Genomic DNA, 23,668 nt, shown 5'->3' with positions numbered 1-23,668 from the left:
GTATTTTGTGCATTTAGGGGATTTGATATACTAATAGTAATATAATAGGCAAAAAGTATCAGTTTATATAAATATAGGAGAAAGAAAGGAGGCATCATTTACCATGAGGAAAATATCAGTAATGTTCGGTATTATTATATTTTTTATTTTATTAGGAATGGGAAATTCGGTCTCAGCTGATAGTGCACCAAAGGTCGACTTCAGTGTAAGTCCATCCCAAAGTGTGATTGTAAAGCCTCAAGGAGAGAACGCTCAAGGAAGTCTCAATGTACACTTGATGCCATCGGGAGTATCAACCAGTGCTAACCGTGATCCTATTGATGTTGTTTTTATCTTTGATAAATCAGGTTCTATGAATGAGTCGGGAAAGAATCCGAAGAAATTTCAAAGTGCAAAGGATGCGATGACTGAGGCTGTTAGTTTCTTTAAGAAAAATGCAGGACCACGTGATCGTTTTTCTTTTATTTCTTTTAGTTCTGATGTAGAACAAGTAGTTAATTTTTCCCCAACAACTGTAAATGCGGGTTTAGATTTAATCAATCAAACCGTGAAGGATCTTAAAGCAGAGGGTGGGACTAATTACACCCAATCTTTTGAGAAAGCTATTAATCTATTAGATGGGTCACAAAATAATAAATATATTATTTTCATGACCGACGGAGAGCCAACATTTTCTATTTATAATGAACCAATCACGTATACTAAAAAAGTGCAGACCGGGACTAAAGAATCGTGTTTTTGGTTTATTTGCAAGGATGAACCAGTCTATGAAACCAAGCAAGTGACGGAAAATATTCCTGTCCATTATGAAATGTATGGGACCGGGTCTAATATGAGTAATAAAGTCTATTATGAGATTAATGGTACAAAGACGAGTAAAAATATAAGCAATACCCAAGCTATAAACAGTATTAAAAATCATGGAATTTCAATGGCAAACAAGCTGGCTGAGAAGAATATTAAACTGTTTTCTATTGGATTTGGAAGTGATTCTGAGGTCGATATGTCTTATTTACGTGAGCTTTCATCCAAGACAGGTGTAACAGCCCGCCAAGCAAACCAAGACAATATATCAAGTATTTTTCAGGATATTTCAAAAGACATAGCTACACCTGCAATAGATGCAGAGGTGAAAATTGATCTTAGCAAGTTTAATGGGAAGGTAAATCTGTTAGAAGGATCTGATGCCAGGTTAGAGGGGAATGTGGTAATTTTAAAAGCTAATTTTAGCTTTCCGATTGGACAATCAGTTAATCAACCAATTGATGTAAGTTTACCTTTTAGCTTCACGGATATTACCACATACACATTTGATAATATAAAATTAACATATAAAAATTTAAATGGGCAAACGATTCCGTTATCACATGAACCAGTTTCAATTGATGTTAAAGCGGATGCACCGTCCAGTTTTAAAGGTGCCATGAACTTATCAGGGGTATCCAATACGGTAGATAATTTAATTAAAGTATCAAATGTAAGTCAGACAACAAATCAATTTACTGTTTCATATTCTTTGTCGCCTTACGGACTTGTAAATAATCAAGTATCTGGTTTGTTAAGTAATTTAAAATTGATACAGCCACTGCCTGATGGCGTATCAATCTATCCTACAGCAGGGGTCAATTCGATCACCTATAATGGGAAACCTGCAGCTCAAATTGACCTAGCCCAGACGGTTAATTATAAAAGTGGGATATTTACACCTAGTCAGGTCACAACTTCATTAAAATTACAAGCTGACTGGGCATTAAGTAATACCAAGATGCCTACAGCTATTTTACAGTACAAGGATAGTCGCTTTACACAGAGTCAGGAGACAACTATCCCGGCATCTAACCAGATTATAAATATGAAGGTTAGACTGAATGAATTTCCTAGTAATGTATATGATGGAGATGCATTAGGGATCATTACGAAAATGAATGATAATACGAAGAATATCATATCGCAAACGGAGTTCCCAAATGACTATAGCCTAAAGAATAAACCAATCAAAGATATGACTTTTGTAAATGGTTCATTAAATAAAACAATAGAGGTTACTTACTACGATGGTGAAAAAGTACTTGTCTACCTTGTTCCTGATTTTGAATTGATAGGTAAGGAATCCGGTAATTCTTATAGTAGTGGTGCCGTAACAAATGAGTTTGTAGATGTAAAATTATCGAAAACGGTAGCTGGGAAAGATGTGAAATATTATTATTTCAGTAATCCACAGAATCCAACTTGGACTGAATTTAATGCAAGTGATTCTATCCCGCTAAGAACTACTGGAATGAATACAGTAAAAATAAAAGCAGTAGGTGGATTTGCCTTAGATGATCTTATTGTTGAAAAAATCATCACGATACAAAGAAAGATAACTTCCATCAAGGTTGATCCCGCATCAATTGAAGTGGAAGTAGGTAGTTCGATTCCATTCACAGTCAACCTGCTACCCATTGATGCCACGAATAAAAACCTAGAAATAACGATCATTAAACCTGATATTGCTGTATTAACAGGTGAGAATAGAGTTTTAGGTGTATCTGAAGGTGATACTGACTTATTAATAAAAACTAAAGACGGATCGGATCTAAGTGTTCGGGTGCCGGTGTATGTAACAGATCCATATATTCCATTAAAAGAAGTAAAATTTAAAAAGGCAGTATTTAAAATTCAACCTGGTGAAAAGATTGCTATTGATAATCTGCTAATTTTTAATCCAACCAATGCTACTAAAAAAACTATTAGTTCTGTTACAACTTCATTTTTGGATAAAGTGGAAGTAAAGAATGAAAATGGAAAGTGGTATATTATTGGGAAAAATATTGGGTATTCGACTGTTAAAGCAACAGCAGAAGAACAGAAGGACGGAAGTAAACCAAAGGATTCAGCGCTATTTGAAGTAACCAATGAGGATAGTGCAAATACTGATAATGGGACTACCGGAGAAGGCCGCTGGTAAAGGAAAAAACTCGTTTCCAAACGGAAACGAGTTTTTTTATTCAATAATAAGCTCATCAGAATAGATTTGCAGGTGTTCAACAATTGGAAGGGCATCAATTTTTTGCAATAAAACTTCATCATTAAAATGAACAATGAATCGAGAAAGTTTATCCTCTTGGAATAATCTTGATGGAAGGTCATTGATATTTTTTACCTCACCCCGGATGGCATTAATCTCTAACCTTTTCTTTGCAAATAACCCGCCATCGATATAGAAAAGAGAGCCGACCCCATAGAGCTCTGCATTTGCTTCCGTATAGAAAAAGGCTTTTAATGGTTTAATGGTGTTGTCTAGTTCCGGTATATATTCTTTGTTATTTTCAGCTAAAGGATCAAAATTTTGAAATTCATTTATCCTTGTTATCATCAAATCTTTATTCCCTAAGAGAATTAACTCTCTGTTTTCGGCCCCCAGAATATTTACATTTGAAATGGAAGTTGTCCCCCCGACATACACAACAGAGGAAAAGATTACCTCATCATTTTCATTTGATGCTTTAGTTTCTTGAGCTAATTCATCATTTCCTAAAATGGTAAAGGCCCCGTTAACCACAATGTTTTTGTTAACCTTAATAGTGGTATCAATGGGATATAGTGATAAATTTCCCCCGGTAATAATATCGCCATTTAGCTCGATACCATTACTTGTTTGATTTGCAGCATTGGATTCCACAGCTAGAGTGCCGCCACAAATAATCGTATCGTTGACTAGTAATTTTCCGTCAAAATTTATTAGGTGAATATCACCAGTAACAAATATATTATTCAATGATATATTTTTATAACTAACAACGTAAAGATCACCGTCGACTACCAGGTCATCACCAAAATTAATTGAATTTCCGCTGCTCATAACGACCAAATCGCCATTAATTGTAACGGAATCAGGGTAGTTGATTGGGTCAGTCCCGCTCTCAATCATATAGCTGTCGATTAGGGTATTTTCCCCTTTTTCGACAATCGATAATGGTTTATTGATGACGTCCTCCTTGTTAATTTCAGTCATCCCAGGTGTATTGGAAAACTTTTGCGCTTTAATATTATTAATAAGTTCCTCTTTAAACGTACTTCCAATCGCGGAACTAGGAGGTAAAATTCCAGTCTTTGCGCTGATTTTATTGGTTTGCTCTTTAAACGATTCGGCAAAATTGATATCAACAAATTGGCTATCATGTTTAAGGGCGGGGACATCTTTTTTATAAAAGTTATTTTCATTCTTAATTACTGGCAGTAGATTTGCCGTACTACTATAGAGATCGCCAACGATTGATGGCATGGGTGTTTCTTTTGTTTTCCAACTAGTATCTCTAAGCTGGTATTTTGCATCTTCATTAATTGTTAATTTATTGCCATAAACATTTCCATTAAGGTTTGGAGAGCCGTTTAAAAATAGCCCAGAATCCTCATCTGTTGAAGTAGAACCCACTGCGTATTTCAAAAAGCTTGGAAGTGGTGAAAGAATGATTCGTTTTCGAATCGTTCTATTTATTTTCCCTTGCTGTTGATTGGGATTTTTGGTGATAAGGACAATTTCAAATACACGGGTAAAATCTTGATCCGTTTTAATATGATAGGGTTTAAACCCAGATAAATCGTTGATACAAATGTTTGATGAAGCAACCTCTTTGACAGTATCACCGCTCTCATCAACAATGCTCAGACATTCAATCTTTTCTCTATCGTTTTCAGAAATCGTATTTAAGGAATCATGCAGCATATTCTCAAGTGCCGGCCCGAAGGAAGAATAAATGGTCAGTTCTCCCGAAGATTTATCCATAAAGCTTTTTAGATTAATAGAATCTAATGATTTAGTGATATTTGTTGTGATTTCCTCGACGACCTTGACAGAATTGTAAGATAAGTTAATATCTGTTTTTCGATTTTCTAGGCGTTTTGTTCCGCTAATGGAAGAAGAAACAATCGCCAACCCGAGAGCGGTAAATACTAACGAAATAAGCATGACAGTAATTAGCGCATTTCCTTTTTGGTTATTAATCAACGAAAGTTCACTCCCTAAAACCCGAATTGGCTTTGAAGATGAAAGGGCTTCTCTAATCGATCATGATTGAGTTGTAAATCAATATGAATCATCCCGTCTTTTCCACCCTCGCAAGATACTTGGTTATTTTGACAAGTATAAGAAATAGTTGAATGATCAAAATTTGAGGTAACATCCAACTTTTTACCATCGATTTTAATTTCCCCGTTTTCATCATTATCAGGAAATTGAATTTTAATAGAGGTTTGTTCAGTAAGAACTTGATCCTTTTTTACGGTATAAAAGTTTTTTTCCTCCCTTTTAACCGTTGTTGCCTTATTGTTTATTAATGCAATGCAATTATCGCCACACCCCGTAACTTCATCGAAGGGGTAAGAGTAAAAGGTATTCATGACCATTGTTACAGCGTAATCCGCATCGTCTCGTAGCTGACCTTCAATTTGAATTTTATTATAGAGCTTCAATCCCGAGGAAAAAACACCATATATAACAGGTAATACAACCATTAGTACCGTAAGCGTTGCTAATAGTTCAATTAAAGTTACTCCTTTTTCATCGAATATCTTCACTTTTAATAACTCCCTCAAGTTCGGTAAAATCGCTTTTTTTACGTTTAGTCCATTCTACCCTGACTGTTATGGGAAGAATATATGATTTATCTTCCTCAGTATTATCGGCATGAATGGAGACAGAGTACTCGACCCCATTGACTAGGATGGGAGTGCAAATTGGGTCAACTGTATCACCCTCCCAGAACATTTTATATTGATCCTCGCAAATAAATAGGGAGATTTCTTTGGAAGAGTTACGATCAAATTCATCTTTTATCTCAATGAAACTTTGTTTTTCCATATACATCATGGCATTGCGCGCTACATTTATGGCGTTGGTTTTATTTTGATTGGAACTTGTAAAAGAGTAAGCTTGGGAGAAAAAGTTCATAATACCTATGGAGATGATTCCTAAAATGGTAAGTGAAACTAAGACTTCAATCAACGATAGGCCATTATTACTAGAAATAATTTTTTTTAGATTCATATTATCTCCCTCCTTTCAAAATACCCATTATTATTATACAATACTTTAGAGTGTATAAATGTCGTGCTTAGTCGAAAAAACACAAAAAATAATGGAAAAAATAAATTATTGTTGTTTTATGTAATTCTTTTATACTAGTTATTATGGGGTGAATGAATGAACTCAATTATTTTTGTATGTCTATCGGTAATCGTTGTAGCACCGATATTATACTTTTTACCATTAGGCTTCACAACGAAAGGGAAAATGTTCATCCTTGGAACATCATTTGTTCTTGCCTTATTAGGTATTCTAAGCGGATCAGTCTTTGCTGTATGGCAAACAGTCCTTATTTTATTTCTCCTCATAGTACTTACTACATTGTTGGGGTATAAAAGGGTGGGGGCTATGATTTTCATGAACAACGATGAAAATTCACCGATAGAAAGCGAATGGGAGAATAGAATAGAACCACAACAGGATCAATTATCTGAAGACATTCCGATTCAAATGGAACCTTTAGAAGTGAATGAGGAGGAATTATCTTTACTGCTATCGGAATCAATCAACGATTCCCATCACCTCAAAGATGATTTAACAGAAATGGAAGAAATGATCGTACCGGAAGATGATCTTGAAGATTCATTCATTGCTGAAATAAATCCCATTAGTATAGAGAAAAGTAATGATGATAATGATTTAATTGAGCCTAAAAACGACTTACAAATACAAGAGGGACATTATCTGGCTGAATTAGAGCAGCTAATTTTGGATGATAGCATTATACTCCAAGAGGATCATCTAGATTCAATTGAGAGCCATGATGTTGAAGAGCTTGATTTACCAGTCAACTCGAAACAATATGAAGCAGATAATTTAGAATTGGACGAGGATCAACTAATTGAAGACAAGATTGGATTCGAGGAGATGCTAGAAAGTGAAGTTGTTCTAGAATTGGAAGAAAAACAGAATATTTCTGTTGTGGACTATCCTTCATCTCCTGTATATGAGGAAGTGGCTGTCTCTAGTGAAATAGATAACAACAACCAATTGACAAACAATATTGAAAATGAAGCACTTCATAAACTTTTATTTAACACGATGGTAACTCAGATTCAAATAACAAGAAAACTGATTGACTCAAAGAAATATGAGCAAATGATTAGAGAATATTTACATCCAGAATTGCCAACGAATGAATATTATACATTTGCTATTCTTTTAATCCAACATTACATTTCGGAAAAACAATATGACAAATTACTTCCTTTTTTAAATGAAATAGAGGAAAAAGTTACAACTTACCCCATGTTGTTACAAGAAATACAATTTTTTAAATCGTTTTGTGTGAAAATATAGCGAAATTTGTTATAAATTAGTGTAACTTTAATCTATAATTAAAAAATGAAAATTAAACTACTAGGTGTGGGTGAAAAAAATGAAAAATAGTTCTCAAATAACAGGGTTACCAATTATTAGTATTTCAGATGGTATACAAGTCGGAAAGGTAAAATCACTAGTGATTAACCCTGACAAAGGTTCAATCGATTTTTTAACTATAGATAACGAAGATTGGCAGGTTAGCATCAAAGCGATTCCCTTTAAGAAGGTAATTGGAATTGGTGAATATGCAGTTACTGTTGATAGTGAAAATGCCATTATCGATTTGAATGAAATTCCTATCACAAACCAGCTAGTTAATAAAAAGATTAAAATTTCTAATACGAAGGTCATGACCAGAAAAGGGGAGCTTCTTGGGGAAGTAACCGAGTTTTTTGTAGATGAAAATACTGGACATATCCTTGGTATGGAACTAAAGATTGCCGGTAATAATGTGGCCCTTCTTTCCGAATTTGTCCTAACGTATGGAAAGGATATTATTATTGTGAAGGAAGATTCAGGTAATCATTTTCTTGAAACTGCTGATGAGTTAGATCCTGAATTTAGGAAACAAACTCCTGAAATTGAAGAAAAAGAGAACCATTTCGATAATGATTTAGTAAATGAATTATTAGGGGATACTAATTCTTCCATTGAGCTAGTAGATGATAGCATGGACATGGCTGCCCTTAAAGAGAAGCAAATAGAAATTTTAAAGGGTAAGAAGCTTCTTAAAGACATTCTAGATACAAAAGGAACTATTCTTTTTACAGAAGGTACTGAACTGACTACAGAAGATATTATTAAAGCACAAGAAGAAGGTCCAAGTGTTTTGGTTGAACTATCAATGAATGTCCAAGCTTGATTGAAGGAGGAAGCTCAGCATGAGAAATCCTCAAGGCATTAAACTTTTTATGGCTCTTATTGTATGTACCGGTTTTATTTTTAGTTTTTCTCATTTTGGGGCAAATGCTTTTGAACAGGTATATTCGAATAAAAAACAGGTTGAAGAAAATAAAAAAATTAGTCCTGTTGATCAATCAGGACTAAAGGAACAACAGGAAATGAACCAAACTATTGCTGTCATATCCGAGTCGAGTATTTCCATAAATGAAAATAACCCAGAATTAACCAATTGGGTAAAACAATTTCCTTCTTTAGAAATTGGACCGCAATCATCCTTTTCATTAGTGGGACTTTTAGATGACAATAGTTTACAATCCTATTCAAATAGAACGTTAAGCAAAATTGCAACAGCTATCTATAAATCTATTATTCCCACCAATTTTTATATAACTGAGCGGCACATAAGCAGAGAATTACCTGATTATGCTGAACTTGGATTTGAAGCAAACGTTAATTCAAACAATAATATGGATTTTGTTGTTACAAATCCAAACGACCACAAGTACACGATTAACTTTAAACTGATTGATCAGTTATTGTATGTATCGATAAATGGACCAAAACTCCAGTATTCCTACAAAATTATTCAAAATGATAAGGAATCGTTTCAGCCTAAAACTATTATTCATTACGATGCAAAACTTCCTTCTAACAGTGAAAAGGTGGAAACAAAAGGAAAAGAAGGCTCTGTTATTAAAGTTTATCGTGAAAAGATTGATAAGAATGGAGTTACTTTGAGTAAAGAACTCCTTTCGGAAGACTTTTATCCTCCTATCAATCAAGTCATTCTTCATAGTTTACTAAGTAGCGGAACATCCGGCACGAGTCAAAATGAAAATAACTCTTCAGATTCAACTGTAGATAAGTCTAATTCTGAGGGGACTGTAGATGGAACAAAACAATCAGAAAATCCAGATGATACCGGCGAGAATTCCTCAACCACAAGTGATCTTTGGGGAAAACCAAACGAAGTGCCTAAATAAGCAGAAAAAGCAGGGATTGTAATGAATCTAGCGAGGAAAAGACTTGGGGATCTGCTTGTCGAAGCAGGACTACTTTCTGAAGATCAACTTAAAACTGCGCTAAAAGATAAAAATCCTAATCAAAAATTAGGAGATGCACTCCTGCAAAGGGGTTTTATTACGGAACAGCAACTTATTGAAGTTTTGGAATTTCAATTAGGGATACCACATGTAAGTTTGTATCGATATCCTTTTGACACAACCTTATTTACCATTGTTCCAAAGGATATGGCTAAAAGGAATTTGATCATCCCGTTAAAAAAAGACGGGGAACGACTTCTTATTGCGATGGCAGATCCAATGGACTTCTATACAATCGATGATCTTAGGCTATCGACGGGTTTTCACATTGAGACTGCCATTGCTACAAAGGATGATATTCTTCGCGCTATCAATAAATATTATGATATGGATGAAGGATTTGAGGAACTTTTACTTGATAGAGGTACTTCGGTAGCGGGTGAAGAGGATAAAATCATCGATCAGGATTCCCCAATTGTAAAGCTAGTAAATCAAATTCTAACAAATGCCGCTACCATGAAGGCAAGTGATGTGCATATTGATCCGCAGGAAACAAAGGTTGTGATTCGGTATCGGATTGATGGGATACTTAGAACGGAACGAGCCCTTCCAAAGCATATGCAAAGTGTGCTGACCGCTAGAATAAAGATTATGGCTAATTTAGACATAACTGAGCATCGAATACCTCAAGATGGCCGGATCAAAATGAATCTTGACTTCCATCCCATTGATTTACGTGTATCGACATTGCCAACCGTTTTCGGAGAAAAGATTGTCCTTCGACTCCTAGATTTGGGAATGGCAATAAATGATATTCATAATCTCGGATTTAATAATGTTAATTTAACTAGATTTATAAAACTAATTGAAAAACCTACAGGAATTGTTCTCATTACAGGTCCAACTGGTTCTGGTAAGTCTTCTACCCTATATGCCGCATTAAATCGTTTAAACGGTGAAGATGTAAACATTATTACGGTTGAAGATCCAGTAGAATATCAGCTTGAGGGGATTAATCAGATTCAAGTCAATCCGAATGTAGGTATGACATTTGCAGCAGGATTAAGAGCCATCTTGCGTCAAGACCCTAATGTCATTATGGTGGGGGAAATCCGTGATAAGGAAACGGCTGAAGTGGCCATTCGAGCATCGCTAACTGGGCACCTTGTCTTAAGTACTTTGCATACAAATGATTCGTTAGGCTCCATTACTCGTTTGATCGATATGGGAGTGGAACCATTCCTTGTGGCTTCTTCGATAAGTGGTATTGTAGCTCAAAGACTCGTAAGACGCGTTTGCAGGGACTGTGCAGAGAGTCAACAGCCGACAAAAAGGGAACTTGAAATATTTGCAAGAAGAGGTTTGAAAATTGAAAATGTTACCCGGGGAAGAGGATGTTCCTCGTGCAATATGACAGGATATAAAGGTCGTATTGCTATTCACGAAGTCCTAGTCATGGATGATGTAATGAAACGTGTCATCATGAATGGGGAATCATTTTCAAAACTTCGAGAAATTGCATTGAAAAATAAAACAATCTTTCTAATTGATGATGGTCTTCTTAAAGTAAAACAGGGCATAACGACAACTGAGGAAGTATTAAGAGTTGCGATCCCTGACTAGGAGTATAATCAATGAAAAATAAAATTGACCTTCTACTTAGAACCGGATTTGAAGTAAAAGCTTCTGATATCCATTTAACAGTTGGTACCCCGCCGATCATGAGAATCAATGGAGAGTTAAGGAGATATGGGAAGGAACCATTAACCCCGTTAGATACGGAAGGAATGGCCAAGGCAATCATCCCTGAAAATATGTGGGATTTGTTTAAAGAAAAAGGAGAATTGGATTTTTCTTACGGATTGCAAGGAGTCTCAAGGTTTAGGATTAACGCTTATTTTCAACGATCATGTATTGCATTAGCAATAAGGGTTGTGCCTACGAGAATACCGACACTAGATGAACTGGGACTACCTGCCATCATTAAAAAAGTGGCCGATAAACCTCATGGGTTAGTCCTTGTTACCGGTCCTACCGGGAGCGGTAAATCTACAACACTTGCTTCCATTATTCAATATATGAATCAAACACAGCGAAAACATGTGATTACGCTGGAAGACCCAATTGAATACTTGCATAAGCATGGTGGTTGTATCATTGATCAGAGAGAAATAGGATTTGATACGAATGATTTTGCAAATGGATTAAGAGCAGCATTAAGACAGGATCCTGATGTCATTTTAGTGGGAGAGATGAGGGATTTGGAAACTATCCAGACCGCTATTACTGCTGCGGAAACCGGCCATTTGGTTCTAGGGACTTTGCATACCTCGAGTGCTTCTGCAACGATTAATAGAATAGTAGATGTGTTTCCGCCTACACAGCAGTCCCAAATTAGAATTCAGTTGGCGACTGTTTTAGTCTCAATCATTTCTCAACGGTTATTTCCAACCACTGATAAAAAGGGTAGGAAAGCAGCTACGGAAATCCTTCTAAATAACTCAGCCATTGCCAATCTAATCAGAAATGAAAAGATTCATCAAATCGTAAATGTGATGCAAACCTCCCGAGCTGAGGGGATGCATACACTTGAAACAAATATGAAAGAATTAGTGGAATCAGGTGCCATTGCAAAAGAATCCACTACACCATATATACAGGAAAAGGTGCAATAAAATGGCACGTTTTAAATACAGCGGGCGTGACAAAAAGGGGAAAAAGTCCGGGATTGTTAACGCCCCCTCCAGAAGAGACGCAATCCTACAGCTAAAAGATAGGGGAATCAAAGTCATAGAAATCAGTGAGGTTGCGGAAACACTTCTAACCAAAGAGATTTCTATCGGAAGCCCAGTCAAATTACAAGACTTTGTTATTTACTTAAGACAATTTGCCACATTGATTCGAGCAGGGGTTCCTATTGTAGAGGCAACCTCCATTTTGGCCGAGCAAACGGAGAGCAAATCGCTAAAAAAAGCCTTGTTGGTGGTTGAACAAGATCTACGGGAAGGACATCCCTTATCGGCAGCAGCTGCAAAGCATAAAAAGATCTTTTCAAGTATGTTCGTCAATATGATAAAGGCCGGAGAAGCCGGAGGGAATATGGACGATACACTAGAAAAGCTTGCCGTTCACTATGAAAAGCAGCATTTCACCAAACAAAAGATTGTCTCCGCGCTTGCCTACCCTGTAACGGTAGCCTTCGTCGCGATAGGGGTTGTCATTTTCCTATTAGTGAGTGTTGTTCCTACCTTTGTTGATATGTTTAAAGACTTTGGCGGGGAGTTGCCGGCAATCACAAAGTTTGTCCTGAATGCCAGTGGCTTTATGCAAAAATTTTGGTGGCTCGTTATTTTGTTCTTCATCGCTGTCTTTGTTTCTATTGTCATGATTCGAAATAATAAGGCATCAAAATATTATATAGATTACTTTTTATTAAGGATGCCGTTGTTTGGTAAGATGCTTCAAAAAGCGGCATTGGCGAGGATGACGAGAACCTTAAGTTCTCTATTTGCCAGTTCTGTTCCGATCTTACAAGCCTTATCGATTGTTGAAAACATTGTCGAAAACGAAGTCATTGCTCGCGTGATTAGTCAATCACGAAAATCATTAGAGCAAGGCCACTCTTTAACAGACCCAATGAAAAAACATTGGGCGTTCCCGCCACTTGTTACACAAATGATTTCGATTGGAGAGCAGTCCGGGACATTGGATTTGATGCTTTCAAAGGTAGCAGATTTTTATGAGCGTGAAGTAGAAAGTGCGACGGATCGACTTAAGTCCCTAATGGAGCCGCTCATGATTGTCTTACTTGCGGGGTTAGTCGGTACGATTGTTACTTCGATTATGATTCCAATGTTCGATATTTTCCAACATGTCGGATAGACAAAATATTCCTAAAAAATACAATTTCTATTATTATTTTTATCTAGTATAATATACTTACATGACGAATGTCATAGTACAAAAAGCATATAAAAGGAGAATGATTATGTTACAAAAATTAGGACAAAGATTAAAGAATCAAAAAGGATTAACCTTAATCGAACTATTAGCGGTTATCGTTATCTTAGGGATTATTGCTGCAATTGCGATTCCTAGTGTTGGCGGAATTATTCAGAAGTCAAAAGAGGATGCAGTAAGAGCAGATGCAATTCAAATATTGAATTCTGCAAAAACTTATGTTGCGGCTAATGGGTTACCAGCAGCAGATGAAACTCTTTCATCAACTAATCTTGGTTCATATGTAGATGATTCCAAGATATCGGGCTATACAGTTGCAGTAAGTGACGAAGATGGTAAAATTGTGTACCGTATTTCAGCTACGGATGTAGAGGCTGGAAAAAAGTATATGGAATTTGATAAGGCCTCAATATCTGATATAAATAATAAAAAGTCTACAAATGTGTCAGTATCAGCAACCAAAAAAACAACTACTCAAAATAACTGATAATGTTTTTTATATTAATATTTATTTATGGAATTACTTTTGGCTCTTTCTACAACGTAGTAGGCCTGCGAGTTCCATTAAATCAATCTATTGTAAAACCGCGTTCACATTGTCCGAATTGTAATCATACCTTAACAGCTATAGATTTAATACCGGTTTTATCGTACCTATTTTTAAGGGGGAAATGTCGGCGCTGCAAGGCGCCCATTTCGCCCTTCTATCCTATTATCGAACTAATTACAGGGATTCTGTTTATGATGGCGCCAATCCTTATGGGCTGGAGCTTTGAAATCATTATTGCTTGGACTCTAGTTTCGTTAATGGTTATCATTTTTGTATCCGATATTCATTACATGATTATTCCCGATAAAGTTCTGCTTGTCTTTTCGGTCATTTTTCTTATAGAAAGATGCTTTCTACCGCTTTCCCCATGGTGGGACTCAGCTCTAGGTGCAGTAGTTGGTTTTTCCCTGCTTCTCCTTATCGCTGTTGTAAGCAAGGGTGGTATGGGGGGCGGGGATATCAAGTTGTTTGCCGTCATTGGGTTTGCACTAGGAACTAAACTTGTACTAATTTCTTTCTTTTTAGCCACTTTTTTTGGAGCATTCTTTGGTGTAATTGGAATGATGACTGGAAAGGTGAAAAAGAGGAAGCCTATACCTTTTGGCCCCTTTATTGCAATCGGGACCATCGCTGCTTATTTTTTTGGTGAAAATATTATTCAATGGTATATCCATTTCATGTAAGGAGTCTTCAACATGGCGATCAATTTTAAGTTTGGTATAAACAAAACGATAAACATATCGATAAAGGATCATGCTTTACGTTTTGTCGAATTGAAGCAGACTCACCCCCTAGTGATTCAAAGAATGGGTGAGTACTATTTGCCATCTGGATTGATCAAAGAAGGGAAAATTCTGGACGTAGAAACCTTGTCAACCATCCTTGAACAATGTGTTTCCGAATGGAAAATATCAAAAAGAATGATACGTTTTTTAGTCCCTGATCCATTTGTAGTGATTCGTAAAGTATCGATTCCAAAAGAAATCAAAGAAGACGAAATAAATGGATATTTATATATGGAGATAGGAACCAGTATTCACCTTCCATTTGAAGATCCCGTATTTGATTTTTTCCTCCAAGAAAACAATGATAAAGAAACGAATGAAATCCTATTATTTGCTGCCCCTGAAGATGTTGTAAGAGAATATATGGATTTATTTGAGGGTGCTAAATTAAAACCAATTGCGGCAGATCTATCCTCGCTCGCATTAAATAGATATTACTATCAACTAGATCCGGCTAAATCTAATGACAATCATTTGTTGGTACAAATTGATTTGCAAACGGTTAATGTATGTATTTTTGAAAATCATTTACCAGTCTTTATGAGACAATTAAATATGGATAGTAAGAGGGAAAAATGGATCCATTCCACTGGCAAGGATTCGTTCTTATCCTTTCAATACAGTGGAGATCGTCAAGATATCCTTACTTCTCTTGAAAATATATACAATGAGATTGATAAAGTCATGAATTTTTATCGTTATTCCTTGAATCAAGGAAAAAAACAGGTGCAGACAATGATCCTTGATGGCGATCATCCTTGGTTAGATGAGATTTTTGAGCAAATGGGAAATAGGTTTGATGTCCCTATGATGAAACTAAACGACATGAATACTAGTGCGGGACCAATTCCTTCTCAGTTTCATTTAAATGTTGGTTTAGGTTTAAAAGAGGTGTAGAAATGCTGGTAGATATTAACCTCCTTCCGAAAAGGGATGAAAAAAATATTGCTGTTTACGTAATTGCTGGTGGCATGGTCATTTTACTCATCATCGTTGCAGTCGTTTTTTCCATTTATTTAAATGGTAAAAAACAAGACATTAAAATGGTGGAGCAGCAAATATCGATGAATCAAGAAATCTTAGCTGAGCAGCATAAAAAGCTAGCACAATATCAATCTTCTAAATCTGTTGTTGAACTGGAAAACGCCATTAATTGGGCGAAGAATCAGCCATATAATATGGTCTATGTAATCCAGGAACTCACAAAGTCGCTTCCGCAAAGTGGGTTTATGCTAGATTTTCAACTGGATGAGGAAAATGTAATTACGGAACGCGTACAGTTTGATACAAAGAGTGATGCGGCATACTACTTAAACGCTATAGCAGCATATCCTTGGGTGGACGAAGCGGTCATCAGCGAAGCAAAAACTTCAGATATTCTTAAAAATGACAATACTCTTCAATCAGAAGGGTTAGCCAATTCTAAATTAAAGGAAGAGGATATAGTTCCCCGTTATTTTGCTGAATACGAGGTAAGGCTAGATGTTCCACAAGTACAGAATGCAAGTAACACACAGAAAAAGGCTGCTGTAGGTGGGGAAGGGGGTAATACCCCATGAACCTAGAATTGTCAAAAAAACATTCCGTTATCATTATCCTTAGCGTTTTATTAGTAATCATAGTAACAGTAGGCGCTTATTTTCTTTATATTGTTCCAGCCAATAATAGTCTGGCTCAAAAAAAATCAGCGTTAAAAATGTCGAACCAAGAGCTTTCGATTATTCAAAGTAAACTGAAACAAACAAGTAGTCAGACCATTCAAAGTTCAATGGAATTGCAAAAACAGATTCCTGTGAAACGGCTGCTTGATCAGTTGCTGCTTAACATCGAAAAAGCTGAGATCATTTCCGATACCAATATTATTGAATTAAAACTAAATGGTACTGAAAGTGAAGAAGATGTAGATTTGTCTTCAACAATTCCGAAGATTAACACTCAGTCCAGTACCAAAACGAATGAAAATTCGACTAGCAACCAAGAGCAATCACCAGCGCAAAAGGATGTTACATTACCAAATGGTATAAAAAAGACATCGATTATTTTATCTGGTGAAGCGAAAACCTATTATGAACTAGAAAAATTTCTAACTGAATTACAATCATTACAGAGAATAATAAAAATTGACCAATTTAAATTTACAGGTCGAGATGAAATATATTCGGTTCTTCAATCGATGGACCCGTTAAAATTTGAAGCTACCATTTCAGCCTATTATTTTCCGACATTGGTAGACTTACAAAAGGAAATACCACCATTGGATACCCCGGCCGTATCTAACAAGAAAAATCCGATAAGTGAGTTCTCTGATACGGAAGAAAATGGCGACAATGATGAGAATAAAAACCCGTAAACATGTGGCATCCAAATTAAAAGGTAAAAATAACTTTTTGAATGAAGATGGTCTAACCCTACTAGAATTATTAGCTGTTATTGTGATTCTGGGCATTATTTCAACAATAGCTGTTATATCCATTTCCAGGGTGATCCAAGATTCAAAAGATCGTGCATTTGTGGGCAATGCATTCGCATTAAAAGAAGCGGCAAGTTTATTTTTACGAGAAGAACTGGTCAATGAAAAAGCGCCTAGAGAGATGATTACTTATCAAGAATTGGTTGAGGCGGATTATCTTGATGAATTTAAAGATCCGGATACAGGAGAGTATTTGCAAGCATCTTCTGATTCCTTTGTATTGGTAATTGGATCTTCTATTACTGCTGTATGCTTGAATGGCCAAACTCGTAACCTATGCTCTTATTCCGGAGATGATTCGGCTATCCCTATAAAGGATTTAACCGCAACGCGTATCAAACCGAACAATTAAAAAATTTGACGAAAGTCTACGATAACAAGACGACAAAAGTCTTGTTATTTTTTTTTTCCATTATGTTAGGATGAAACCATTACTCATAGGGTGAGAGAGGAGTACGGGTTAGTGGACAAGCCTAAAGGAGGCAATACAATAAAGATTAAATTAAATGGAGAAACTCAAGAATATCATGAAGAACCGAAGAAAAAGGAGACGAAAGCCACCCTCGAGCAAACAACGAGAGTGATTAAAATAGATTCGAATAAGTTAGATTCGAATAAATTAGATTCTGAGGCTTTTTCAGAGACAGCTGCTGCCAAGGAGCCTATCGATGAGAGCTTTGACTGGATCATTCCGGAATCCTCGGAAAATGATATAGAGGAATATAAAATAACAAGCAGCAAAACGCCTAAGAAAAGCAGCCTCCCCAAAATAGCATCCTTTTCATCCAAGTCTAACAAGAATAATAAGAAGATTGGCCGGCCAATTGGATCCATTGTTATTTCAGGAATTTTCGCCATCCTAATTGGTACCACGATCGGTGTTGTGATGCTGAAGCTTGTCATTTCAGGACCAACGGATAAAAAGGTGGTAACAGATACACCAGTTGTAGAAGAAAAAGGGGAAACGGAAAATAATGCTGACACCGGAAAAACAACTTCTTCCGCCATCAGTCCTTTAACTACTACTGTCATTCAAGGTGGGGTATATACGACTAAGGATGGGGCAAAGGATGCCTTGAGCGAATTAGCAAGTAAAGGAATTCCTGGACAAATCGTTGAAATGGATGGCAAACAATTTATTTTTCTAGGAGCAACGGATTCAATTGAAACAGCCAAATCGTTAAGTGCCCAATTTAAAGAACGTGGTGTCGAGGGTGCATTTGCCAAAGTACTGTCACTTGATGAAAAAAAAGTATCGGATATTACAAATGAGGAAAAGGACTTTCTAGACGAGGTTCCACCCATTTATCAAACACTTTCTGCAGCCACTTCAGGTGCTCTCTTAACGAAGAAAATTCCAGAAGATGTTGCCAAAGACTTAGCAGGTTTTGACGGAAAATTAAAAGTAACTGGAATTAAAAATGAAAAGGTAAAAGGTATTAAGGCTGAATTATCCAGTGCTGAAGAAAAGGTTAAAGCGTTCCAAAAATCTAAAAATACAAAAAGCCTTAGCGAAGCGCAGCAGCATCTATTAAACTTTTTGTCAGCCTATTATTCATTGTAAACGACAAACCTCGATATTTTCTGGGAAATATGGCCTGTCCCAAGCGGACAGGTTATTTTATTTGAGAGAAAAGAATGGCCTTTTGCATATTCTGACAAAAATCTTCAAAATTTAATGATATAAAAATTGTTTGCTTAAGGGATTTCTGATACCATTGACATGTATCTCCCTATTTAAATGCAAAAAGGTATGGTGATTGAATGCAGAACCTCATTTTAGCCTCTTCTTCTCCACGGCGAAAGGAACTTCTAGAAAATCTCCACTTAACATTCGCGATTATCAGTAGTGAAGTTGATGAAAGCTTTGATCCGGAACTATCCCCCGAGGATGTAGTGATGGAGTTAGCCGAGCGTAAAGCACAGGCAGTTTTTAATGAAAATCAGGATGCCTATGTGATTGGTTCGGACACGATTGTCGTACTGAATAATCGAATCTTAGGAAAACCAGCTGATGAAGCAGAAGCCGTTCAAATGTTAACAAGTTTGTCAGGTACTAAGCATGTTGTGTATACGGGTGTATCCATTGTGTCTCCAACAAGTAAAGCCCGTTTTTATGAAAAAACAGAAGTTTGGTTTTGGGAGTTAACGGACGAAGAAATTAAAGCCTATGTGCAAAGTGGTGAACCGCTTGATAAAGCAGGTGCATATGGTATTCAACAGCTAGGAAGTATGCTTGTCAAAAAAATAAATGGAGACTATTTTGCGGTTGTCGGCCTGCCGGTTGCTCGGACAATCAGAGAATTGAAAAAGGCAGGCTACCAGTTGCCGTATTAAACAATTACAGGTTCATTATCTCCCTCACCATTAGGGAGGAAGAAAAGTGTCAACAAATACATTAATGATCCGTGATTTTCCGCAAGACGAACGACCAAGGGAGCGTTTTATTCAACATGGACCGCAAAGCTTATCGAATCATGAGCTGATTGCGATCCTGCTCCGTACCGGAACAAAGGAAGAATCAGTATTACAACTATCGAATCGTTTGCTTACCCATTTTGAAGGATTAAGAATGTTAAAATCAGCCAGCTTAGAAGAAATTACCGAAATTAAAGGGATTGGCGCAGCCAAGGCGATTCAAATTCTTGCTGCTGTGGAAATCGGCAGAAGAATTGCTAACCTAAACAACAGTGACCGCTATGTGATTCGATCCCCGGAAGACGGCGCCAAATATGTCATGAACGATATGCGTTTCTTGACACAGGAGCATTTTGTGTGCCTTTATTTAAACACGAAAAACCAGGTCATCCATAAACAAACCGTGTTTATCGGCAGCTTAAATGCCTCGATAGTACACCCAAGGGAGGTTTTCCGCGAAGCATTAAAGCGGTCAGCGGCATCTGTTATTGCCTTGCATAATCATCCTTCAGGCGACCCATCGCCAAGCCGTGAAGACATTGAGGTGACTAAGCGGCTCGTCGAGTGTGGGAAAATAATTGGCATCGACCTTCTTGACCATTTAATCATCGGTGAAAACAAGTTTGTGAGTTTAAAGGAAAAAGGGTATGTATGATACTAGGATATTATTTGACGTTAGGCTATAATATTGAGTATGATTTTTTAGGACTGTTTTTAAATTAGCTATATAAATAGTACGAAAATAGACATGATAATTAAGGTGATTACCTGCCTATTAGAATAGTGCATTTCGTATCAGAAAGGGAGATACAACATTATGTTTGGAATTAGACCTAGAGATCTTGGGATTGACTTGGGAACAGCAAATACCCTCGTATATGTAAAAGGAAAAGGAATTGTGTTACGGGAGCCATCAGTCGTGGCAATGCAAACTGATACAAAAGGGATTGTCGCAGTAGGGAACGATGCGAAAAATATGATTGGACGAACACCGGGGAATGTCATCGCAATGCGTCCGATGAAGGATGGGGTCATTGCTGATTTTGAAATAACGGCAGCGATGATGAAGCACCATATACGAATGGCACAGAAAAGTAATAATCTTTTTTCTGGCAAGCCCTATGTCATGGTTTGTGTTCCCTCGGGCATCACCGCCGTTGAGGAGCGTGCCGTCATTGATGCGACTAGACAAGCTGGGGCAAAGGATGCCTATACGATTGAAGAACCATTTGCGGCAGCAATTGGCGCCAACCTCCCTGTTTGGGAACCAACTGGCAGTATGGTAGTGGATATTGGCGGTGGGACGACTGAAGTTGCCATCATTTCTTTAGGGGGTATCGTGACAAGCATATCCATTCGCGTTGCCGGGGATGAAATGGATGATTCAATTATTTCTTATATTCGTAAACATTATAATTTAATGATCGGCGAGCGTACGGCGGAAACCATTAAAATGGAAATCGGTTCTGCCGGCAATCCTGAAGGCATCGATAATATGGAAATTCGCGGCCGTGACTTATTAACAGGCTTGCCAAAAACGATTGAGATTACGGCAAAAGAAATTGCCACCGCCTTAAATGATACGGTATATGCGATTGTCGAAGCCGTGAAAAACACGTTAGAAAAAACTCCGCCGGAACTTGCTGCCGATATTATGGATCGCGGTATTGTATTAACAGGTGGAGGCGCGCTTCTTCGCAATTTGGACCGGGTTATTAGTGAAGAAACAAAAATGCCTGTCTTGATTGCTGAGAACCCGCTTGATTGTGTAGCCATCGGAACTGGAAAAGCGCTAGATCATATTCATTTATTTAAGAATAAAGCGAAAGATTCACGATAATAAATGTAAATGATAAAGATTTTAGAAAAATAGAGGTGTATAATCATGCCACAGTTCTTTTTGAATAAACGACTGATTATTTTGCTTGTCAGCATTATTGTTCTCGTGGCATTGATTGGGTTTTCTTTAAGGGAGAGAAGTAAACTATCTTGGCCGGAACAATTTATCAAAGATACCACCGGCTGGGTTCAATCCCTGGTTTCGAAGCCTACCAACTATGTTGCAGGCTTTTTTGAAAATCTCCAGGACTTAACCAATACATATGAAGAGAATAAGGAATTAAAACCGCGCATTGAAAATCTTGCCAGCCTTGAGGCCCAAGTTCAAGAGTTAAAAAAGGAAAATAAAGAATTGCGTGACGTTCTCGGTGAAAAAAAGACCCTGCGAGATTTTGAACCACTTCCAGCTACTGTTATTGGTAGAAACCCTGATCGTTGGCATGAAATGATTATAATCGACAAAGGTAAATTGCAAGGTGTTAAGAAAAATATGGCGGTTGTCACTGCACGTGGTTTAGTTGGAAAAGTAAAAAATGTGACCCAATTCAGCTCAACCGTGCAGCTGTTAAGCTCAATGGATCCGAAGAATCGGATTTCCGCTATCGTCCAGGGTGAAACCGATGTCCACGGACTTGTAGAGGGCTATGATCAAGAGAAAAAGTTATTGATGGTGAAGGCTATCCCTTCCGGCGCAAAAATTGAAAAGGGCCAAACCGTGATCACCTCTGGATTAGGCGGCTTTTTTCCAAAAGGATTACCGATTGGAAAAGTGGTCGAAGTAAAACAGGATCAATATGGGTTGAATCTAACTGCCCTCGTCAAACCTGGGCCAGATTTTTATGATATTACAAATGTAATTGTCACGAAGACAAACATGATACCGGTGAATACAGCCGAAACATCTGATGGGAAGGAGGAGGAATAGTGAAAAAGTTCCTTCTTCCTCTTTTGTTTTTATTCTTATTTATTTTTGAAAGTCTTTTTATTCAATTTGTTCCGGCAGACTTGTTTGGACAAAATCACATTATCGCCCCTCACTTTCTTTTTACCGGCCTGTTATTTCTAACGATTTATGTTGGGAAAAAACAGGGGTTGATTTATGGGGCTGTTTTTGGATTATTGTTTGATGTAGTCTATATCGAAATTATTGGGATCTACCTTTTTCTATATCCATTTATATGTTATCTTGTTTCCAAAATCATGCACATCATGCAAACCAACATTGTTGTTGCCTTCCTCGTTTCCCTTTTCGGCATCACCTTATTAGAAGTAGGGGTTTACGAAATGAATCATTTAATCGGTGTGACAGACCTCGATTTTATGACCTTTATTCATTTGCGTTTTTATCCGACCATGCTCCTAAATGCTATCATTATTGTCATTTTGGGATATCCCTTTAAAAGGCTTTTTGAAAAGCATGCCGAATCACTGAGAGCCGAATGACGTTTTGGCAATCTCTAGAATTCTTTTGAAAAAAAAGGAGAACGGACGCATCATGTCGAATTATAATAAAGATGTCTATAGGTATAATTCGGAACGAGTATAAGGGCATACAAAATTTTACTTTTCGAACGGGAAAATTTGTGTGTTTAGAGACTTCTTTTTTAATTATGAGGTGAATTTTCTCCATGAAAAAACGGCAAAATGTTACAATAAAAGGAACGAAGGAAGGTCTTGTCCTTCATCTTGATGATAAATGTTCCTACGAGGAACTAAAAAAGGAACTTGAACAAAAGCTTTCGATCAATTCAAGGACACAGGAAGAACGCAACTTAATCTCTGTCAAAGTGAATGTTGGTAATCGATATTTGTCCGAAGTGCAGCGGGAAGAGCTAAAGAGCTTGATCCGTCAAAAAAAGAATTTTGTTGTCGATGAAATTGAATCAGAGGTCATCACTAAGGAAGAGGCGAAAAGCCTAAAAGCTGAAAATGAGATTATGACTGTTTCTAGTATTGTTCGTTCGGGACAGGTTCTAAAAGCTCCTGGTGATTTACTATTGATCGGTGATGTCAATCCAGGTGGAATGGTAGTTGCCGGTGGAAATATATTTATCATGGGTTCCTTAAAAGGTGTGGCACATGCTGGCTGCTTTGGCAATCTGGCGGCAGTCATTGTGGCTTCCAGTATGAAGCCAACTCAGCTGAAGATAAGTGATTCTATCAATCGGGCCCCAGACACTATTCAAAACAATGAAAAGCGGGAAATGGAATGCGCGTACATAGATGAGGATCGGCAAATTCTTGTTGATAGATTACAAGTTTTAATTCATTTACGGCCTAATTTAAACAGATTCGAAGGGGGACATTAAG

The 23,668-nt window shown here is 37.1% G+C and carries 23 protein-coding genes; 20 read left to right on the top strand and 3 right to left on the bottom strand.

The window, feature by feature from the left end:
* Positions 1-103 precede the first annotated feature (103 nt).
* Positions 104-2,950 (top strand): VWA domain-containing protein, encoded by a 2,847-nt coding sequence (locus G6554_RS03620; RefSeq protein WP_166238836.1) that lies wholly within the window; start codon positions 104-106, stop codon positions 2,948-2,950.
* Between the two features lie 36 nt (positions 2,951-2,986).
* On the opposite strand, the gene G6554_RS03615 is transcribed toward G6554_RS03620, so the two are convergent.
* Genes G6554_RS03615 through G6554_RS03605 form a run of 3 tightly spaced genes read right to left on the bottom strand, consistent with a single transcriptional unit; the run spans position 2,987 to position 6,028 of the window.
* A complete protein-coding gene (locus G6554_RS03615; RefSeq protein ID WP_166238834.1) occupies positions 2,987-4,990 on the bottom strand; it encodes a hypothetical protein in 2,004 nt (667 codons plus the stop codon).
* A 14-nt stretch (positions 4,991-5,004) separates the two neighbouring features.
* On the bottom strand, positions 5,005-5,559 hold the full coding sequence (locus tag G6554_RS03610) for a prepilin-type N-terminal cleavage/methylation domain-containing protein (RefSeq protein ID WP_166238832.1): 555 nt from the start codon (positions 5,557-5,559) through the stop codon (positions 5,005-5,007).
* Positions 5,543-6,028 (bottom strand): type IV pilus modification PilV family protein, encoded by a 486-nt coding sequence (locus G6554_RS03605; protein WP_166238830.1) that lies wholly within the window; start codon positions 6,026-6,028, stop codon positions 5,543-5,545. Before G6554_RS03605 ends, G6554_RS03610 begins: the two co-directional genes overlap by 17 nt.
* 156 nt (positions 6,029-6,184) lie before the next feature.
* Between G6554_RS03605 and G6554_RS03600 the strand changes: the two genes are divergently transcribed.
* The 19 genes from G6554_RS03600 (at position 6,185) to minC (ending at position 23,667) form a co-directional block, all read left to right on the top strand.
* Positions 6,185-7,366 carry a hypothetical protein gene (locus tag G6554_RS03600; protein ID WP_166238828.1) on the top strand — a complete coding sequence of 394 codons (1,182 nt, stop codon included), beginning with the start codon at positions 6,185-6,187 and terminating at the stop codon, positions 7,364-7,366.
* A 79-nt stretch (positions 7,367-7,445) separates the two neighbouring features.
* On the top strand, positions 7,446-8,252 hold the full coding sequence (locus G6554_RS03595; protein WP_166238901.1) for a PRC-barrel domain-containing protein: 807 nt from the start codon (positions 7,446-7,448) through the stop codon (positions 8,250-8,252).
* 19 nt (positions 8,253-8,271) lie between these two features.
* Positions 8,272-9,276: a G5 domain-containing protein gene (locus tag G6554_RS03590; RefSeq protein ID WP_166238826.1), complete on the top strand. Its 1,005-nt coding sequence runs from the start codon at positions 8,272-8,274 to the stop codon at positions 9,274-9,276.
* A 21-nt stretch (positions 9,277-9,297) separates the two neighbouring features.
* On the top strand, positions 9,298-10,959 hold the full coding sequence (locus tag G6554_RS03585; RefSeq protein ID WP_166238824.1) for a GspE/PulE family protein: 1,662 nt from the start codon (positions 9,298-9,300) through the stop codon (positions 10,957-10,959).
* An 11-nt stretch (positions 10,960-10,970) separates the two neighbouring features.
* Entirely contained in the window at positions 10,971-12,011 is a 1,041-nt protein-coding gene (locus G6554_RS03580; RefSeq protein ID WP_166238822.1) for a type IV pilus twitching motility protein PilT, read from the top strand.
* A gap of 1 nt (position 12,012) precedes the next feature.
* Positions 12,013-13,218, top strand: coding sequence for a type II secretion system F family protein (locus tag G6554_RS03575; RefSeq protein WP_166238820.1), 1,206 nt, complete (start codon positions 12,013-12,015; stop codon positions 13,216-13,218).
* A 106-nt stretch (positions 13,219-13,324) separates the two neighbouring features.
* Entirely contained in the window at positions 13,325-13,783 is a 459-nt protein-coding gene (locus tag G6554_RS03570) for a type II secretion system protein (RefSeq protein WP_166238818.1), read from the top strand.
* Positions 13,784-13,785: 2 nt separating this feature from the next.
* Positions 13,786-14,529: a prepilin peptidase gene (locus G6554_RS03565; protein ID WP_166238816.1), complete on the top strand. Its 744-nt coding sequence runs from the start codon at positions 13,786-13,788 to the stop codon at positions 14,527-14,529.
* 12 nt (positions 14,530-14,541) lie between these two features.
* A complete protein-coding gene (gene pilM, locus G6554_RS03560) occupies positions 14,542-15,528 on the top strand; it encodes a type IV pilus biogenesis protein PilM (RefSeq protein WP_166238814.1) in 987 nt (328 codons plus the stop codon).
* Positions 15,529-15,530: 2 nt separating this feature from the next.
* Positions 15,531-16,190 carry a fimbrial assembly protein gene (locus G6554_RS03555; RefSeq protein ID WP_166238812.1) on the top strand — a complete coding sequence of 220 codons (660 nt, stop codon included), beginning with the start codon at positions 15,531-15,533 and terminating at the stop codon, positions 16,188-16,190.
* A complete protein-coding gene (locus G6554_RS03550; protein WP_166238809.1) occupies positions 16,187-16,981 on the top strand; it encodes a pilus assembly protein PilO in 795 nt (264 codons plus the stop codon). Before G6554_RS03555 ends, G6554_RS03550 begins: the two co-directional genes overlap by 4 nt.
* Positions 16,959-17,453: a type II secretion system protein gene (locus tag G6554_RS03545; RefSeq protein ID WP_242637819.1), complete on the top strand. Its 495-nt coding sequence runs from the start codon at positions 16,959-16,961 to the stop codon at positions 17,451-17,453. Before G6554_RS03550 ends, G6554_RS03545 begins: the two co-directional genes overlap by 23 nt.
* Positions 17,454-17,564: 111 nt before the next feature.
* A complete protein-coding gene (locus G6554_RS03540) occupies positions 17,565-18,665 on the top strand; it encodes a hypothetical protein (RefSeq protein WP_166238807.1) in 1,101 nt (366 codons plus the stop codon).
* A 200-nt stretch (positions 18,666-18,865) separates the two neighbouring features.
* Complete coding sequence (locus G6554_RS03535) at positions 18,866-19,438, top strand: Maf family protein (RefSeq protein WP_166238805.1); 573 nt, start codon at positions 18,866-18,868, stop codon at positions 19,436-19,438.
* Between the two features lie 46 nt (positions 19,439-19,484).
* Positions 19,485-20,174, top strand: coding sequence for a RadC family protein (gene radC / locus G6554_RS03530; RefSeq protein ID WP_166238803.1), 690 nt, complete (start codon positions 19,485-19,487; stop codon positions 20,172-20,174).
* A gap of 162 nt (positions 20,175-20,336) precedes the next feature.
* Positions 20,337-21,359, top strand: a complete 1,023-nt coding sequence (locus G6554_RS03525; RefSeq protein ID WP_166238801.1) for a rod shape-determining protein — start codon at positions 20,337-20,339, stop codon at positions 21,357-21,359.
* Between the two features lie 45 nt (positions 21,360-21,404).
* Positions 21,405-22,283, top strand: a complete 879-nt coding sequence (gene mreC / locus G6554_RS03520) for a rod shape-determining protein MreC (RefSeq protein ID WP_166238799.1) — start codon at positions 21,405-21,407, stop codon at positions 22,281-22,283.
* On the top strand, positions 22,283-22,801 hold the full coding sequence (gene mreD / locus G6554_RS03515; RefSeq protein ID WP_166238797.1) for a rod shape-determining protein MreD: 519 nt from the start codon (positions 22,283-22,285) through the stop codon (positions 22,799-22,801). The genes mreC and mreD overlap by 1 nt, the downstream gene beginning before the upstream one ends.
* Before the next feature lie 185 nt (positions 22,802-22,986).
* Positions 22,987-23,667 (top strand): septum site-determining protein MinC, encoded by a 681-nt coding sequence (gene minC, locus G6554_RS03510; protein ID WP_166238795.1) that lies wholly within the window; start codon positions 22,987-22,989, stop codon positions 23,665-23,667.
* Position 23,668: the final 1 nt, after the last annotated feature.

Origin of the sequence: Bacillus sp. MM2020_4 (assembly GCF_011250555.1) — a bacterium.
Taxonomy (GTDB): Bacteria; Bacillota; Bacilli; order Bacillales; family Cytobacillaceae; genus Neobacillus.
The sequence above is the reverse complement of the archived record's forward strand: the minus strand, read 5'-3'. Positions and strand labels throughout refer to the sequence as shown.

Bases quoted from the DNA above. Each gene is read 5' to 3' on its own strand.
- G6554_RS03600 (WP_166238828.1), top strand. From the start codon at position 6,185: ATGAACTCAATTATTTTTGTATGTCTATCGGTAATCGTTGTAGCACCG.
- G6554_RS03575 (WP_166238820.1), top strand. From the start codon at position 12,013: ATGGCACGTTTTAAATACAGCGGGCGTGACAAAAAGGGGAAAAAGTCC.
- mreC (WP_166238799.1), top strand. From the start codon at position 21,405: ATGCCACAGTTCTTTTTGAATAAACGACTGATTATTTTGCTTGTCAGC.
- minC (WP_166238795.1), top strand. From the start codon at position 22,987: ATGAAAAAACGGCAAAATGTTACAATAAAAGGAACGAAGGAAGGTCTT.
- G6554_RS03525 (WP_166238801.1), top strand. From the start codon at position 20,337: ATGTTTGGAATTAGACCTAGAGATCTTGGGATTGACTTGGGAACAGCA.
- G6554_RS03550 (WP_166238809.1), top strand. From the start codon at position 16,187: ATGAACCTAGAATTGTCAAAAAAACATTCCGTTATCATTATCCTTAGC.
- G6554_RS03580 (WP_166238822.1), top strand. From the start codon at position 10,971: ATGAAAAATAAAATTGACCTTCTACTTAGAACCGGATTTGAAGTAAAA.
- G6554_RS03545 (WP_242637819.1), top strand. From the start codon at position 16,959: ATGATGAGAATAAAAACCCGTAAACATGTGGCATCCAAATTAAAAGGT.
- G6554_RS03595 (WP_166238901.1), top strand. From the start codon at position 7,446: ATGAAAAATAGTTCTCAAATAACAGGGTTACCAATTATTAGTATTTCA.
- G6554_RS03620 (WP_166238836.1), top strand. From the start codon at position 104: ATGAGGAAAATATCAGTAATGTTCGGTATTATTATATTTTTTATTTTA.
- G6554_RS03570 (WP_166238818.1), top strand. From the start codon at position 13,325: ATGTTACAAAAATTAGGACAAAGATTAAAGAATCAAAAAGGATTAACC.
- pilM (WP_166238814.1), top strand. From the start codon at position 14,542: ATGGCGATCAATTTTAAGTTTGGTATAAACAAAACGATAAACATATCG.
- G6554_RS03585 (WP_166238824.1), top strand. From the start codon at position 9,298: ATGAATCTAGCGAGGAAAAGACTTGGGGATCTGCTTGTCGAAGCAGGA.
- G6554_RS03565 (WP_166238816.1), top strand. From the start codon at position 13,786: ATGTTTTTTATATTAATATTTATTTATGGAATTACTTTTGGCTCTTTC.
- G6554_RS03590 (WP_166238826.1), top strand. From the start codon at position 8,272: ATGAGAAATCCTCAAGGCATTAAACTTTTTATGGCTCTTATTGTATGT.
- G6554_RS03535 (WP_166238805.1), top strand. From the start codon at position 18,866: ATGCAGAACCTCATTTTAGCCTCTTCTTCTCCACGGCGAAAGGAACTT.
- G6554_RS03605 (WP_166238830.1), bottom strand. From the start codon at position 6,028: ATGAATCTAAAAAAAATTATTTCTAGTAATAATGGCCTATCGTTGATT.
- G6554_RS03555 (WP_166238812.1), top strand. From the start codon at position 15,531: ATGCTGGTAGATATTAACCTCCTTCCGAAAAGGGATGAAAAAAATATT.